17 protein-coding genes are annotated in these 14,148 nt (G+C 41.9%); 14 read left to right on the top strand and 3 right to left on the bottom strand.

Going from position 1 to position 14,148, the window contains the following annotated elements; all coding sequences use genetic code 11:
• From ACZ47Z_RS09060 to ACZ47Z_RS09020, 9 genes are all read left to right on the top strand, one after another.
• Positions 1-489 carry a hypothetical protein gene (locus ACZ47Z_RS09060; protein ID WP_054754082.1) on the top strand — a complete coding sequence of 163 codons (489 nt, stop codon included), beginning with the start codon at positions 1-3 and terminating at the stop codon, positions 487-489.
• 2 nt (positions 490-491) lie between these two features.
• Positions 492-929, top strand: coding sequence for a hypothetical protein (locus ACZ47Z_RS09055; protein WP_464525483.1), 438 nt, complete (start codon positions 492-494; stop codon positions 927-929).
• Positions 930-968: 39 nt separating this feature from the next.
• Positions 969-1,202: a hypothetical protein gene (locus ACZ47Z_RS09050; protein WP_464525482.1), complete on the top strand. Its 234-nt coding sequence runs from the start codon at positions 969-971 to the stop codon at positions 1,200-1,202.
• Between the two features lie 174 nt (positions 1,203-1,376).
• A complete protein-coding gene (gene gloA2 / locus ACZ47Z_RS09045; protein WP_054754089.1) occupies positions 1,377-1,760 on the top strand; it encodes an SMU1112c/YaeR family gloxylase I-like metalloprotein in 384 nt (127 codons plus the stop codon).
• 2 nt (positions 1,761-1,762) lie between these two features.
• Positions 1,763-2,599 carry a hypothetical protein gene (locus ACZ47Z_RS09040; RefSeq protein WP_464525481.1) on the top strand — a complete coding sequence of 279 codons (837 nt, stop codon included), beginning with the start codon at positions 1,763-1,765 and terminating at the stop codon, positions 2,597-2,599.
• A 68-nt stretch (positions 2,600-2,667) separates the two neighbouring features.
• On the top strand, positions 2,668-3,003 hold the full coding sequence (locus ACZ47Z_RS09035; RefSeq protein WP_464525480.1) for a hypothetical protein: 336 nt from the start codon (positions 2,668-2,670) through the stop codon (positions 3,001-3,003).
• Positions 3,004-3,127: 124 nt separating this feature from the next.
• Positions 3,128-3,544: an HTH domain-containing protein gene (locus ACZ47Z_RS09030; protein WP_054754429.1), complete on the top strand. Its 417-nt coding sequence runs from the start codon at positions 3,128-3,130 to the stop codon at positions 3,542-3,544.
• A gap of 2 nt (positions 3,545-3,546) precedes the next feature.
• On the top strand, positions 3,547-4,524 hold the full coding sequence (locus tag ACZ47Z_RS09025; RefSeq protein WP_464525479.1) for an IS3 family transposase: 978 nt from the start codon (positions 3,547-3,549) through the stop codon (positions 4,522-4,524).
• A 76-nt stretch (positions 4,525-4,600) separates the two neighbouring features.
• Positions 4,601-4,729, top strand: coding sequence for a hypothetical protein (locus tag ACZ47Z_RS09020; RefSeq protein ID WP_464525478.1), 129 nt, complete (start codon positions 4,601-4,603; stop codon positions 4,727-4,729).
• 103 nt (positions 4,730-4,832) lie between these two features.
• Here ACZ47Z_RS09020 and ACZ47Z_RS09015 read toward each other — a convergent pair whose 3' ends face one another.
• The 3 genes from ACZ47Z_RS09015 to ACZ47Z_RS09005 form a co-directional block, all read right to left on the bottom strand.
• Positions 4,833-5,627: an ABC transporter ATP-binding protein gene (locus ACZ47Z_RS09015; protein ID WP_172675360.1), complete on the bottom strand. Its 795-nt coding sequence runs from the start codon at positions 5,625-5,627 to the stop codon at positions 4,833-4,835.
• A gap of 8 nt (positions 5,628-5,635) precedes the next feature.
• On the bottom strand, positions 5,636-6,574 hold the full coding sequence (locus ACZ47Z_RS09010) for an ABC transporter permease (protein WP_015529762.1): 939 nt from the start codon (positions 6,572-6,574) through the stop codon (positions 5,636-5,638).
• Positions 6,575-6,791: 217 nt separating this feature from the next.
• The gene (locus ACZ47Z_RS09005; RefSeq protein WP_172675359.1) at positions 6,792-7,793 is read right to left on the bottom strand and encodes an ABC transporter substrate-binding protein; all 1,002 of its coding nucleotides are present in this window, start codon (positions 7,791-7,793) and stop codon (positions 6,792-6,794) included.
• Positions 7,794-8,115: 322 nt separating this feature from the next.
• Between ACZ47Z_RS09005 and ACZ47Z_RS09000 the strand changes: the two genes are divergently transcribed.
• From ACZ47Z_RS09000 to spoIVA, 5 genes are all read left to right on the top strand, one after another.
• On the top strand, positions 8,116-9,495 hold the full coding sequence (locus ACZ47Z_RS09000) for a DUF512 domain-containing protein (protein ID WP_117890960.1): 1,380 nt from the start codon (positions 8,116-8,118) through the stop codon (positions 9,493-9,495).
• Positions 9,496-9,544: 49 nt separating this feature from the next.
• Positions 9,545-10,873, top strand: coding sequence for a ribosome biogenesis GTPase Der (gene der, locus ACZ47Z_RS08995; RefSeq protein WP_055148103.1), 1,329 nt, complete (start codon positions 9,545-9,547; stop codon positions 10,871-10,873).
• A gap of 1 nt (position 10,874) precedes the next feature.
• Positions 10,875-11,525, top strand: a complete 651-nt coding sequence (gene plsY / locus ACZ47Z_RS08990) for a glycerol-3-phosphate 1-O-acyltransferase PlsY (protein ID WP_054754360.1) — start codon at positions 10,875-10,877, stop codon at positions 11,523-11,525.
• A 26-nt stretch (positions 11,526-11,551) separates the two neighbouring features.
• Positions 11,552-12,565 carry an NAD(P)H-dependent glycerol-3-phosphate dehydrogenase gene (locus ACZ47Z_RS08985; protein WP_020435649.1) on the top strand — a complete coding sequence of 338 codons (1,014 nt, stop codon included), beginning with the start codon at positions 11,552-11,554 and terminating at the stop codon, positions 12,563-12,565.
• Between the two features lie 85 nt (positions 12,566-12,650).
• Positions 12,651-14,123: a stage IV sporulation protein A gene (gene spoIVA / locus ACZ47Z_RS08980; protein ID WP_464525477.1), complete on the top strand. Its 1,473-nt coding sequence runs from the start codon at positions 12,651-12,653 to the stop codon at positions 14,121-14,123.
• The last annotated feature ends 25 nt before the right edge of the window (positions 14,124-14,148 follow it).

Below are 14,148 nucleotides of genomic sequence, written 5' to 3'. Positions count from 1 at the left end.
ATGGAAAATAATTATTTTATAAAAACAGATTCGATGAATGAAAAGAAAAGTTATTTAAGTCAGCCAAATATGATTTCTTTGCAGGATATATACACGATGAGCATTGAATCAGAAGCTGACATATTTTCAGATATTCCACTATCACTTTTTTCGGAATCGTCTGGAAGACAGATATCAAGCGTAATGACAAAATTTAAAAGAGAGTATATTCGCTGTATATGTCAAAAAGAATCAACCCTTGTTATGCCTAAATTAAGGTGTTATGAGGATGAAGAAGGTGCGTTAGTAGTTCAGCTAGCGTCTTCATGGAAGAGTGGAAATGCATCTTTGTATTTCGCATTTGAGAAAGATGAAGATGAAAGTAGTTTTGGAATGGTTTGGAATGATGATTTAAAAAGAAATTTTGAATCAAGAAGTGGAAGTATAGTTTTAAATAATGTCGATGAAATTATCCATGAAGTTTTAGATTTTATTTTTAGAGTGTACTAATTATGGAGAATAGTAAAGAAGTTTACCCACAAAAAATGCTTTGTGGAATTTCTTCAAATAATTTTATTCTTGAAGGCGTTTTGACGGAGGAAGCATTTAATTTGGATCCAGTGAGGGATGATGGCTTTTGCGAAATATCAGTTACATGGTATGATAATCAAGAAGCTTTCGATGTTATAATGTCACAAAAAAGCGATAGACGTAATGAAATACAATTTCAAGCAGGTGCAGCGGAACTGGATCGAATAGAAATCGCTACAAAAATGAAGGCACATTTTTTAGCGGGAAGATTGAGTTATGAGAGACGACCTACGAACAATAATCAATATCATGGTAATCTATTAGTAAAAAATGATATATCAAAGCCCTTGAAAAGACTTATTAAGTATGGTTTGGCAACATTAGCAAATGATAAAATCTATCCAAATCCTAATGTTTAATTTACATAAGTCACTATGAAAGGAAATAGGTTATCACCTATGCCCAGAACGAAAGGCAACAAAAACCGTCCCAAAACCAACACCACCAAAGACTACGCATCCCAGATTGCAGAGAGGCAGGAATCTATCGTTTCCCTGACTGCAGAGATCGCATCCATCACCGCAAACATCGACACTTTGAAGGCAGATCTGAAAGAGAAGAAGGCAAAGGCAGATGCTAAGGTCGCTGAAGAAGCTAAGAAGGCTGAAGCCGAGAGTGTGGTTTGTGGTTGAGAGATTGTTAGCCAGTGTGATGAGTGCGGATGAGATCCTCGAAAAACTGAAATAAACAAGAACCCAAGAAAAAAAGAAATGCCGTGTGGACAAACTGAACTCCAGAAGTTCACACGGTATATTATGAAGGTAACTATATAGTTTATAACGAAAATAAAAAGGAGTGTGAGAAAAATGAACTTATCAAAAATACATCATATTGCAATCATCGTATCTGACTACGAAGCCGCAAAGGATTTCTATGTAAACAAACTGGGTTTCTCTGTCATCAGGGAAAACTACCGCCTAGAGCGTAAGGACTGGAAGTTGGATCTGTATGTTAACGAGCACACAGAGCTGGAGATTTTTGCTGAAGAAAATCCTCCAAAGCGTGTGAACCGCCCGGAAGCCTGTGGATTGCGTCACCTTGCGTTCTGCGTAGACGGTGTGGAGCAGACGGTCAAAGAATTGGTGGAAGTTGGCATTGAATGTGAGCCAATCCGTGTGGATGATTACACCGGCAAGAAGATGACTTTCTTTCATGACCCGGATGGACTGCCGCTGGAGTTGCATGAGTAATTATGGGAGAGAAAAGAGCATATAAACCACGGAAGCCCGGCGGGGGCCGAAAGAAGCTGAAGCCGGAGTACGATGCCGGGAAAAATCTGAAAGAGCAGATGGACGCTGCTGTGACCCTTTATAATTCTGAGATGTCCTTGCAGGCCATCGGTGAGGAACTGGGATTAAATCCAATAAAGGTACGGAAGCTGCTCATCACAGCCGACGTGTATGAATCGGAAGTGGCGGAGAAGGTGCGGGATACCTTTGAGGAGTATCGAGAAACACAGAACTATAAAGAAGCAATTTTCTCAACCGCAAATGCTCTCCAGATCTCCAAAGCCTCAGTCACCTCGTACCTGCCATATAAAAAAGGTGTGTACTTTCCAAGTACAGCAGATAAAAAGAAAATCAGTGTCGGAGCAGAGCGGCAACGGAGATACAGAGCGATGAAGCGGTGGAAGACTGATCCGACAGAAGAAAACTTCTGGGGTGTGGTTGTGGCTTATGCCGGTGTAAAATTCAAAACTTACTCTGGGCTGTCATTTTCTTATGAGGTACGGAAAGGCAGGAACGGTGAGTACACAAAAGAGCTGTGGATCGACCGCCGGGAGAAGAGTAAAAGTTTGGCGTGGAGTTCAGTGCTGTTGGCATTGAAGAATATTAAAAAGGTGGGAGAAGTGGTAGACCGACCGAAAGCTCTGGGTGATATCCGGGGCGTGACTTACATCTACGGGATGTTCTATCGGTTCGGACTAATCGATGTGCCGGATGAAGTAAAGGAGAAGATGGGTCATCCGAAAAACGCCAAAAATAGGTTGCTATGTGCAAAAGTCTACGGTAATATGTGCCGTAACTGAGGATGTGAATCTCAGTTGGGAAGGATGGTAGCATTATAGAAAAATTGAAGGAAATGCTGGAGGAGTATTTGAAGAAAACAGAGCCAGAGTATTATCCGCCTGTAGAAAATCTGCTGGATCTGATTTACGAGCATTACACAGAGAACAACCCCGCAGAGAAAAACACAGTTGCCGGGAAGGCAGCAAAGGCAAAGGAAAAGGAACTGGAAGAGTGGCTGCGTGGGCTAGATGGTATGGATAGGTTGGTAGATGATTATGTCGGAGATAAGATTCCACTTTGGGAAAAGATCATGGACCGGCAGGGGACGGTGTGCTGTGCATGGGAGAAGACTGCTTTTGAGGAAGGTCTGAAAGTCGGGATACGGCTTATGATGGATAAAATATACCCTATAAAGTGGACATGATAAGAAGAAGGGTTCCTGAAAAATGGACATAAGAAGAAGGGATAAAAACCCGGATTATGGACAGTAAAAGGTGGGGATTTCTTCTGGTAGATGATGTATAATAAAAATGTCTACTGGAGGGAATATGAGAGAATATACAGCGAAACAAATCAAAGAACTTAAAGCGAATCCTTATACATTAAAAGTAACCAAGAACAAGCTATATTTCACAATTAAATTCAAAGAAGATTTTTGGACCAGCTATCAGGCGGGAAATGCTCCTAGAAAAATCCTTAAAGATTTTGGGTATAATCTGGAATATTTTGAACAAAAGCAAATTGATAGTCTGGTACAAAGAATAAAACATCAGGCATTGTCAGGTAATGGTTTTACAGAAGGTGAAAATAGAAACAAAAGAATTCCTATGAAAGCAACCTCTGAAGAAGACATGTCGTCACCACAGTCTATAGAACGTATGCAAAATGAACTTTTATATCTGAGACAAGAAGTAGAATTTCTAAAAAAAATTATTATTGCGGACAATTCGAGAAAGAAAAAGTAATCATGGAAACAGCAGAAAATAAATTTGCAATCATCCATGAAACCCTTGGTAAAGCCAATAATACATTGTCGGTAAAAATGCTTTGTGAAATCGCTGGCGTTTCGAGATCTGGTTATTATAATTGGGTAAAAGCAGCAGATAAACGGAATGAAAAGGAAAGGCAGGACAGAGCTGATTTCGAACTGATCTTAATGGCTTATAGCTTCAGGGGATATGATAAAGGAGCCCAGGGAATATATATGAGATTGCTGCATATGGAACCACCTGTAATCATGAACGTCAAGAAAATAAGACGATTAATGAAAAAGTATGGACTTATATGCAGTATACGAAAAGCAAATCCTTACAGACGGATAGCAAAAGCAATAAAGACAAATAATGTTGCAGAGAATCTTGTAAAGCGGGAATTTGAGAAATATGGAGCAAGAAAGACACTGCTTACGGATATTACGTATATTCCATATGATGGGCGTTTCTGCTATTTGTCAACGATCATAGATGCTTTTACGAAGCAGATATTATCCTATGTGTTGAGTGAATCATTGGATGTTGATTTTGTACTTGAAACAGTGAATCGGATGGTTGAAAAACACGGAATTTCTCTTGCAACAGATACTATCATACATAGTGATCAGGGATGCCATTATACAAGCTGTAGCTTTATTCAATTGGTAAAGGATAAAGGGCTGAGACAGTCCATGTCCAGGAAAGGTAACTGCTGGGATAATGCACCGCAGGAAAGCTTCTTTGGACGTATGAAAGATCATATAGGAGAAAGAATACGAAAATGTACAACATATAAAGAAATACAAAACGTTATAGATGACTGGATGGATTATTATAATAATGACAGATATCAATGGAGGTTGGCCAGACTATCCCCCAATGAATACTACCAGTATATAATAACAGGTATATATCCGATAAAAGGGCGAGTCCCTTTAACAGATATAAAAGATGAAGAAGGTAAAGAAAGGTAATGATATAGCCATCTACTGGCCGGAAAATAAAAATCCCTTCTTCTTAATTTGTCCTTGACAAGGGGTACACTTTACTTTGGGAGTAAGCAGGATTAATCAATTAATTCTTGAATTATCAAAGCTTGGACGTACAGATGATATCGTGAAAGCAGCAGCTGATGAGGAATATCAGAAAAAGTTGCTGGAAGAATTTGATTTATACTAAAGATTATTTAAGGAAAGACGATAAGCTCATGTGAACCTATCGTCTTTCCTTTTAAGGTTATAAAAAGTTTATTATGAAGATGGCATAATTATAACGCAGATGATTAACTTAACATCATACGGTCATTTGCGAATTCTCCGCCGCTGACTTCCTCGAATTTTGCAAGAAGGTCGGATACTTTGAGGTTTTTCTTTTCTTCACCGGATACATCGTAGATGACTCTTCCTTCATGCATCATGATCAGGCGGTTGCCGTGTGCGATGGCATCTTTCATATTATGTGTTACCATCATGGCTGTCAGGTTATTTTCGCTGATGATCTTGTCGGAGAGTGCAAGTACTTTTGCGGCAGTCTTTGGATCAAGAGCGGCTGTATGCTCATCAAGGAGCAGAAGTTTCGGCTTTTTAAGGGAAGCCATCAGAAGTGTGATCGCCTGACGCTGTCCGCCGGAGAGGAGACCAACCTTACTGCTTAAGCGGTCTTCAAGTCCAAGATCAAGTTCTTTTAACGCTTCTCTATAGTGTTCACGTTCTTTCTTTGTAACGCCCCAGCCAAGTCCTCTTTTCTGACCACGGCGTGCAGCGATGGCCATATTTTCTTCAATAGACATCGTTGCTGCGGTTCCTGTCATAGGATCCTGGAACACACGGCCAAGGAAGAGTGCACGTTTATGTTCGGAAAGTTTTGTGATGTCAGTACCGTCGATGATGATATTTCCCTTATCGATTCCCCATACACCTGCAATCGCATTCAGTGTTGTTGATTTTCCAGCACCATTTCCACCGATGATCGTTACAAAATCGCCAGGGTTTAAGTTGAGGTTAACTCCGTTGAGGGCACGTTTTTCATTGATTGTACCGGCGTTAAATGTTTTATAAATATCTTTGATTTCTAACATGTATCCCATTATTTTGCCCGTCCTTTCTTGAAGTAAGTATCTTTCATATAAGGAACTGCAAGGAAGCATGCAACAACTACAGCTGAGAACAGTTTCATATAATCAGATGGCATCTTCAGCCAGAGTACTAATGCGATTACAAGGTAGTAAAGGATTGCTCCGATGAAGACTGCACCGAGTGTGAAGGCAAAAGCTGCTTTTCTGTGTGCACAGAATTTTCCGAAGATCACTTCGCTGATGATGACGGCGGCAAGTCCGATAACAATCGCGCCACGTCCCATATTGACATCAGCTGCGCCCTGGTACTGTGCATAAATTCCACCGCAAAGTCCTACAAGACCGTTGGAGATCATAAGTGCAAGAACTTTGTTGAATCCTGTGTTGATGCCCTGAGCACGAGCCATCTGTTCGTTACATCCTGTCGCACGGATGGATGCACCGAGTTCTGTTCCGAAGAACCAGTAGCAGAGTGCGATCAGGATCAGTGCTGCAAGGATTAATTTCAGGAAAAAGATCCAGTTGCCTTCTCCGGTTACATAACGAAGAGAAGCAACCAGTTTGTACTGCATGACATTGACCGCCTGGTTGGATTTTCCCATAATGCCAAGGTTTACGGAGTAAAGTCCGATCTGTGTCAGGATACTTGCCAGAATTCCAGGAATTCCGAAAAATGTATGTAAGACTCCTGTTACAAATCCTGCTGCCATACCTGCAAGAAATGCAAAGACAAGTGCAAGTGCAGGATTCACACCTGCGCGGATGAGCATAACTGCGACTGCACCGCCGGTTGCAAGTGAACCGTCTACGGTCAGATCCGCAAAGTCAAGTATACGAAATGTAATGTAAACACCGAGTGCCATAATTCCCCAGATAATGCCCTGGGCCACGTTGCCCGGGAGAGCACGTACCAGAGTCATTGGATCAAGGGCTGCGAAATATGCTGCCATGATTTATCCCTCTAATCTTTCTTTTTATTGTTTCATATAAATAGATAATTCCATCACCGAAGGTGATTTGGAATGAATTTTGACCAAGTTGCTGTGAACGGAGTGAACAGTAACTAGAATCAAGAGCGACCATTCATCTGGATGAAGCTCGCTCTTGAGAAAAATATGTTCTGTTTAATATCTTCTAATTAATATGTTCCGGTTGAATGGAAGAATCTTATTCTTCGATTGCCTCATATCCGTCTGGAATAGTAATTCCAAGTTCTTCACAGATGGTAGAATTGTACATCTTTGTTACATTCGGGGCACTTTCAATCTTCATTGTAGTAATGTCAGCACCGTTTACAAGGATGTCGTAAGCCATCTCACCAGCTTTGTATCCGATATCGTAGTAGCTGATAGAAAGTGTTGCAATACCGCATCCTTCACAGATTCCCTGCTCACCGGCGATTACAGGAACCTTAGCCGGCAGACAGATGTTATTGATGATTTCTGTGTTTGAAGCCATTGTGTTATCTGTAGGAATGTAAAGTGCATCACATTCGGAAACTGCATTTGTTACAACAGACTGAATTTCATTAGAATCAGCAGCTGTGTACTCTTTGTATGCGATTCCATCTTTCTCTAATGCTTCAGCGAAAAGCTTTGCCTGATATGCTGAGTTCGGTTCAGCGGAGCAGTAGAGAAGTCCGACTGTTTTAGCATCAGGAATGAGTTCTTTCAGCATTGCCTCCTGCTCATCAATCGGTGCAAGATCGCTTGTTCCGGAAATATTCATTCCTGTTGTTCCTGTCCAGTCAGAGATATCAAGTGCTGTAGCATAGTCTGTAACAGATGTTCCAAGAATCGGGATATCACTTGTTGCTGCGCTTGCACACTGGAGTGCTGTTGTTGCATTTGCAAGAATCAGATCTACATTATCCGCTACAAAGTTATTTGCGATTGTAGCACAGTTAGCCTGCTCGCCCTGGCCGTTCTGAAGGTCGAATTTGACATTGCCTTCTCCGAACTTTTCTGTACAGGCATCTTCAAATCCTTTTGTTGCTTCGTCAAGAGCAGCATGCTCTAACTGCTGTAAGATACCGATCTTATAAGTCTTTCCTGAATCGGATCCGTTGTCTGCGCTCTTATCTGTAGAGTCGGATGAACTTCCGCATGCTGCAAGTGAAAGTGTCATTCCGGCAGCCATAAGTACTGCTAAAATTTTCTTAGATTTCATGATTGTGTCCTCCCTTTTTCGATTCATACAATCTACGCTTTAAACCGTTACGCTTTAAAGTACTAAACTGTATGATGTCATGTGTTAAATTATAGCACGATTATTTGATACGTCAAGTGAAAATGGAACAAAAATGCAAGATTCTTGCAAAAAATGTTGCAAAAAAACAATGCTTTATTCGTCTGGAAAATTGTGATATTATAAGATATGGTGTAAAATTAAGAATCATGAAAGTCTTTCTTCTATAATATGGGGATTTTTGCTGCAAAGAAATTAACAGAAGGATTTTTATGGAATTGAATAAAGGAGTTTATTTTTATAGATGAAGAAAAAGCACGAACACATCATAGAAAGTGTGAGGCCAGGAAGCATTGCGGAAGAGCTTGGAATTGAACCGGGAGATGTTCTGCTGGAGATTGATGGTCAGGTGATCGAGGATATTTTTGACTATCAGTTTTATGTGGAATCTGAGGAGCTGCTTGTTGTGATCCGAAAAGCGAACGGGGAAGAATGGGAGCTTGAAATTGAGAAAGATGTTGATGAGGATCTGGGAATTGATTTCGGTAAGGGACTGATGGATGAGTATCATTCCTGCCATAATAAATGTATTTTCTGCTTTATCGATCAGATGCCGCCGGGGATGCGTGATACGCTGTATTTTAAGGATGATGATTCCAGACTGTCATTCCTTCAGGGAAACTATGTCACACTGACAAATATGAGTGAGAAGGATATGAATCGTATTGTCCGCTATAGACTGGAACCGATCAATATTTCGTTCCAGACGACGAATCCGGAGCTTCGTTGTAAGATGCTTCATAACCGTTTTGCAGGGGAGGCTTTGAAGAAAGTTGATATTCTGTATCAGGGCGGCATTGAGATGAACGGACAGATTGTTCTTTGCCGTGGAGTGAATGACGGGGAAGAATTGGAACGGAGTATTCGTGATCTGACGCAGTATCTGCCGCTTTTACGCAGTGTGTCAGTTGTGCCGGTTGGACTTTCCAAGTATCGAGATGGATTGTACCCATTAGAGCCATTTACAAAGGAAGAGGCGAAGGAAGTCATTCGCACGATTGAGAAGTGGCAGAAGAAAGTCTACGCAGAATACGGGATCCATTTTATTCATGCAGGAGATGAGTGGTATCTGCTGGCAGAGGAAGAAGTTCCGGAAGAGGAACGTTATGACGGATATCTTCAGCTGGAGAATGGAGTTGGAATGCTTCGTCTTTTATTTAATGAGTTTGAAGAAGGTTATGCGAAGCTGGAAAGCGGAGAACATCAGGAAGAGATTTCTCTTGCAACAGCAAAGCTTGCATATCCGTATCTTGAGCGTATGGCGAAGAAGATGGAGGAGAAGTATGAGGGACTTAAGGTTCACACATATTGTATCCGGAATGATTTCTTCGGAGAGCGTATCACAGTCTCTGGTCTGATCACAGGACAGGATCTGATGAAGCAGTTAAAAGATCAGCCACTTGGAAGCAGGCTTCTGATCCCATGCAATATGCTGAAGATGGACGAGGACATTTTCCTTGATGACTTTACATTGAAAGAAGTATCAGATACTTTACAAGTTCCTATAGATATTGTAAAATCAAGCGGACAGGATCTGATCGATGCTATTTTAGGTGTCGCAGGTCCGAATCCCACAGATATAGATGAGAATCAGATGAAAGACCGTAGGATCACTACGGCTTAAGAGAAACTATTTAAGAGAAAATAAGAGAAAACAGGAAGGTAAGAATAGAATGAGTAAACCAGTAGTTGCCATTGTAGGGCGCCCGAATGTGGGTAAATCAACACTTTTCAATGTCCTGGCAGGAGAGATGATCTCCATCGTTAAGGATACACCGGGTGTTACAAGAGACAGAATTTATGCAGATGTTGACTGGCTTGACAGAGAGTTCACACTGATCGACACAGGTGGTATTGAGCCGGACAGCAGTGATATCATTCTCTCCCAGATGAGAGAGCAGGCTCAGATCGCCATTGACACAGCAGATGTTATTATCTTTATCACAGATGTAAAGCAGGGGCTTGTGGATTCAGATTCTAAGGTTGCGGATATGCTTCGCCGCTCCGGTAAGCCGGTTGTCCTTGTTGTAAATAAGGTTGACAATTTTGATAAATATATGGCTGATGTCTATGAATTCTACAATCTCGGAATCGGAGATCCGGTGCCGATCTCAGCAGCATCCAGACTTGGTCTTGGAGATATGCTTGATGCGGTTGCAGCACATTTTCCGGAGTGGGATCCATCAGAAGAGGATGACGACCGTCCGCGTATCGCAATCGTAGGTAAACCAAATGTTGGTAAATCCTCTATCGTAAACCGTCTGCTTGGTGAGAACCGCGTAATTGTATCCAATATCGCAGGTACAACAAGAGATGCGATTGATACAGAGATCGTGCATGACGGAAAGGAATACATTTTTATCGACACAGCAGGTCTTCGTAGAAAGAATAAGATCAAGGAAGAACTGGAGCGTTATAGTATCATCCGTACTGTAAGTGCAGTGGAGCGTGCCGATGTTGTCCTTATGGTGATCGATGCGACAGAAGGTGTCACAGAACAGGATGCGAAGATTGCCGGAATCGCTCATGAAAGAGGCAAGGGAGTTATCATTGTCGTTAATAAATGGGATGCCATTGAGAAGAATGATAAGACAATGAAAGAATACGAAGGAAAGATCCGTCAGGTACTTTCTTATATGCCATATGCAGAGATCATGTATGTATCTGCACTGACAGGACAGAGACTTCCGAAACTGTATGATATGATCGATATGGTTATTGAGAACCAGACACTTCGTATTGCGACAGGAGTTCTCAATGAGATCATGACAGAGGCAGTTGCTATGCAGCAGCCACCGTCAGATAAAGGTAAGAGATTAAAACTTTATTATATTACACAGGTTGCTGTTAAGCCACCGACATTTGTTATCTTTGTAAATGACAAGGAGCTGATGCATTTCTCCTATACAAGATATCTTGAGAATAAGATCCGAGAGGCATTTGGCTTCAGAGGAACTTCACTGAAGTTCTTCATCCGTGAGAGAAAGGAAAAGGATCAGTAGAATGGAACGTATTATCTGTCTGGTGATCGGATATGCCTGCGGACTTCTGCAGAGCGGTTATCTGGTCGGAAAGATGCATCATATTGATATAAGAAAAGCAGGAAGCGGAAATTCCGGTTCGACGAATGCACTGCGTGTTATGGGATTGAAAGCAGGACTTATGACATTCGCAGGAGATGTGTTGAAGTGTTTTGCAGCAGTGCTCATTGTCCGTGCAATATATCATGGAAGTAATATTCTTCCGCTTTTGATAATGTATGCAGGAGCAGGAGTTACTTTGGGACATAACTTCCCATTTTATATGAATTTTAAAGGTGGGAAGGGAATCGCTGTTATGGCAGCACTTGTGGTAAGCAACTGTTTCTGGCATCTGCCGTACAGTTCCATCCTGTTTTTTGTCACACTGGCATTCTTTCTTGTGCCGGTGCTTGTGACAAGATATGTTTCCCTTGGTTCATTGCTTGCTTATGCAGTGTTTTTTATCCAGATGGTGATCTTCGGACAGCTTGGATGGTTTGATATGGCGAAGGGTGCGGTATATGAGTTATATGTGATCACGTTCTTACTTACAGCACTTGCATGGTACAGACACCGCGCCAATATTAAACGTCTGTTGAATGGAACAGAGAATAAATTCGGTTCAAAGAAATAAAAGAAGCGAAGAAAAGGAGAGATGATATGGCAAAAGTAGGAGTTCTTGGGGCAGGAAGCTGGGGAACAGCCCTGGCAATCCTTCTTCATGATAATGGACATGATGTAACTGTCTGGTCGATCGATCCGAAAGAAGTGGAGATGTTGAGCGAGAAGCGGGAGCATGTATCAAAACTTCCGGGTGTCCATATTTCAGAAGAGATTATGATCACAAATGAGATGGAAGAGGCTATTAAAGGAAAAGATTTTTTAGTTCTTGCAGTTCCTTCTATCTTTACAAGGAGTACAGCGGCAAAGATGAAGCCGTATGTTGTTGATGGGCAGATGATCGTTGATGTAGCGAAGGGAATCGAGGAAGATACACTGATGACGCTGTCTCAGCAGATCAGCCAGGAGATTCCGCAGGCAGACGTAGCAGTGCTCAGTGGACCGACACATGCAGAAGAAGTAGGAAGAAAGCTTCCAACATCCTGCGTGATCGGTGCAAAGACAAAAAAGACAGCAGAGTACTTGCAGTCCGCATTTAACAGTAAAGTATTCCGTGTGTATACAAGTCCTGACATGCTTGGAATCGAGCTTGGAGGTTCTCTTAAGAATGTCATCGCACTTGCGGCAGGAATTGCAGATGGTCTCGGCTATGGAGATAATACGAAGGCTGCTCTGATCACACGTGGTATTGTTGAGATCGGAAGACTTGGCGTGAAGATGGGCGGCAAGTTCGAGAGCTTTTGTGGACTTACCGGAATCGGTGATCTGATCGTTACTTGTGCCAGTGTTCATAGCCGTAATCGTAAAGCCGGTTACTTAATGGGACAGGGCAAGTCTATGGAAGAGGCTATGAAGGAAGTAAACATGGTTGTTGAAGGTGTCTATTCTGCGAAAGCAGCTGCAAAGCTTGCACAGAAATATGAGGTTCCAATGCCGATCGTAGATGAGATTAACAAGGTTCTTTTTGAAGGAAAGGATCCAAAACAGGCAGTAGATGATCTGATGCTTCGCGAGTCTAAGATTGAGAACTCTTCTCTTCTCTGGGAAGAATAAGAGAACGAAACGAATATAAAATTAAAAGTCATACCCCTTTGTCTGGCTGCATACATTGGTATCAGCAGAACAAGGGGGTATTTTTATGGATTCATTTCAGGTATACAAAGATATGAAAGCACGGACAAACGGAGAAATCTACATCGGAGTTGTGGGGCCGGTTCGGACAGGCAAGTCAACGTTCATCAGGCGTCTTGCGGAGCTTTTGATTTTGCCGAATCTTAAGGAAGAGTATGTAAAGCAGCGGACACAAGATGAACTTCCTCAGGCAGCATCGGGAACTACGATCATGACAACAGAGCCGAAGTTTGTTCCAAAAGAAGCAGCGGATGTAAAGCTTTCAGATGACATAGAGGTGAAGATCCGGCTGGCAGACTGTGTTGGGTTCATGGTGGATGGAGCGAATGGCCATACCGAGAATGGGCAGGAGCGTCAGGTGAAGACGCCATGGTATGACTATGAGATACCATTTACAAAGGCAGCCGAGATTGGAACACAAAAGGTGATACACGATCATGCGACGATTGGATTTGTTGTGACTACAGATGGAAGTGTGACAGATCTGCCAAGAGAAAACTATGTGGCAGCAGAAGAGCGGACAGTGAAAGAACTTCGACAGATTGGGAAGCCATTTCTTATTTTATTAAATTGCCAGAAACCGTATTCGAAAGAGACGGAACGTCTGAAATCAGCGCTTGAAGAGAAATATGCGGCACCTGTTTATCCGGTGAATTGTGAACAGCTCAAGGAAGACGACATTTATGAAATGATGCGCCAGGTACTGTATGAATTTCCTGTCACGGAAATAGAATTTTATATTCCGAAATGGGTGGAAATGTTGTCATGCGATCACAGAATCAAGAAAGATCTGATTGAGAATGTGAAGAAAATTATGGCTCAGATGTCGGATCTGCGAAGTGTCTCCGGAAAAGACTGGAAGACAGAAAGTCCATACATAGACCAGATCCTGCTGGATCAGGTAGAGATGGACACAGGCAAGGTTATATTGCGGATTTCTTTCTGCCAGAAGTATTATTATGAAGTGTTGAGTGAGTTGACAGGAACTCAGATCCGCAGTGAGTATGAATTGATTTCTCTGATGAAAGAGCTTTCTTCTATAAAAGAAGAATTCAGTCAGATCAAGGATGCATTTGCGGATGTGAAGATGAAAGGCTACGGAGTAGTCAGCCCGAAGAAAGAAGAGATTCATCTGGATGAGCCGGTAATCATCAAGCAGGGAAGCAGATATGGAGTAAAGATCCGTTCCGAGGCACCATCGATCCATATGATTCGTGCGAATATAGAAACGGAGATCGCACCGATTGTGGGAAGTGAGAAACAGGCAGAAGACCTTGTTGCATATATAAAAAAAGAGAGCGAAGGTCCACAAGGCGTCTGGGGAACAAATATTTTCGGTAAATCAATCGAAGATCTTGTAATGGATGGTATGCGTAATAAGATTACACTGATCAACGAAGAAAGTCAGGTGAAACTGCAGGATTCTATGCAGAAGATCGTAAATGACAGCAATGGTGGTCTGGTCTGCATTATTATATAGCGTGTATTATTATATAGTGATCGTG

This window comes from Mediterraneibacter faecis (genome assembly GCF_055383675.1).
Note: the sequence above shows the minus strand (reverse complement) of the source record. Positions and strands in the feature narration are given on the sequence as shown.

Bases quoted from the DNA above. Each gene is read 5' to 3' on its own strand.
- plsY (WP_054754360.1), top strand. From the start codon at position 10,875: ATGGAACGTATTATCTGTCTGGTGATCGGATATGCCTGCGGACTTCTG.
- gloA2 (WP_054754089.1), top strand. From the start codon at position 1,377: ATGAACTTATCAAAAATACATCATATTGCAATCATCGTATCTGACTAC.
- ACZ47Z_RS09030 (WP_054754429.1), top strand. From the start codon at position 3,128: ATGAGAGAATATACAGCGAAACAAATCAAAGAACTTAAAGCGAATCCT.
- ACZ47Z_RS09005 (WP_172675359.1), bottom strand. From the start codon at position 7,793: ATGAAATCTAAGAAAATTTTAGCAGTACTTATGGCTGCCGGAATGACA.
- der (WP_055148103.1), top strand. From the start codon at position 9,545: ATGAGTAAACCAGTAGTTGCCATTGTAGGGCGCCCGAATGTGGGTAAA.
- ACZ47Z_RS09050 (WP_464525482.1), top strand. From the start codon at position 969: ATGCCCAGAACGAAAGGCAACAAAAACCGTCCCAAAACCAACACCACC.
- ACZ47Z_RS09015 (WP_172675360.1), bottom strand. From the start codon at position 5,627: ATGTTAGAAATCAAAGATATTTATAAAACATTTAACGCCGGTACAATC.
- ACZ47Z_RS09055 (WP_464525483.1), top strand. From the start codon at position 492: ATGGAGAATAGTAAAGAAGTTTACCCACAAAAAATGCTTTGTGGAATT.
- ACZ47Z_RS09000 (WP_117890960.1), top strand. From the start codon at position 8,116: ATGAAGAAAAAGCACGAACACATCATAGAAAGTGTGAGGCCAGGAAGC.
- spoIVA (WP_464525477.1), top strand. From the start codon at position 12,651: ATGGATTCATTTCAGGTATACAAAGATATGAAAGCACGGACAAACGGA.
- ACZ47Z_RS09010 (WP_015529762.1), bottom strand. From the start codon at position 6,574: ATGGCAGCATATTTCGCAGCCCTTGATCCAATGACTCTGGTACGTGCT.
- ACZ47Z_RS09060 (WP_054754082.1), top strand. From the start codon at position 1: ATGGAAAATAATTATTTTATAAAAACAGATTCGATGAATGAAAAGAAA.
- ACZ47Z_RS09025 (WP_464525479.1), top strand. From the start codon at position 3,547: ATGGAAACAGCAGAAAATAAATTTGCAATCATCCATGAAACCCTTGGT.
- ACZ47Z_RS09040 (WP_464525481.1), top strand. From the start codon at position 1,763: ATGGGAGAGAAAAGAGCATATAAACCACGGAAGCCCGGCGGGGGCCGA.
- ACZ47Z_RS08985 (WP_020435649.1), top strand. From the start codon at position 11,552: ATGGCAAAAGTAGGAGTTCTTGGGGCAGGAAGCTGGGGAACAGCCCTG.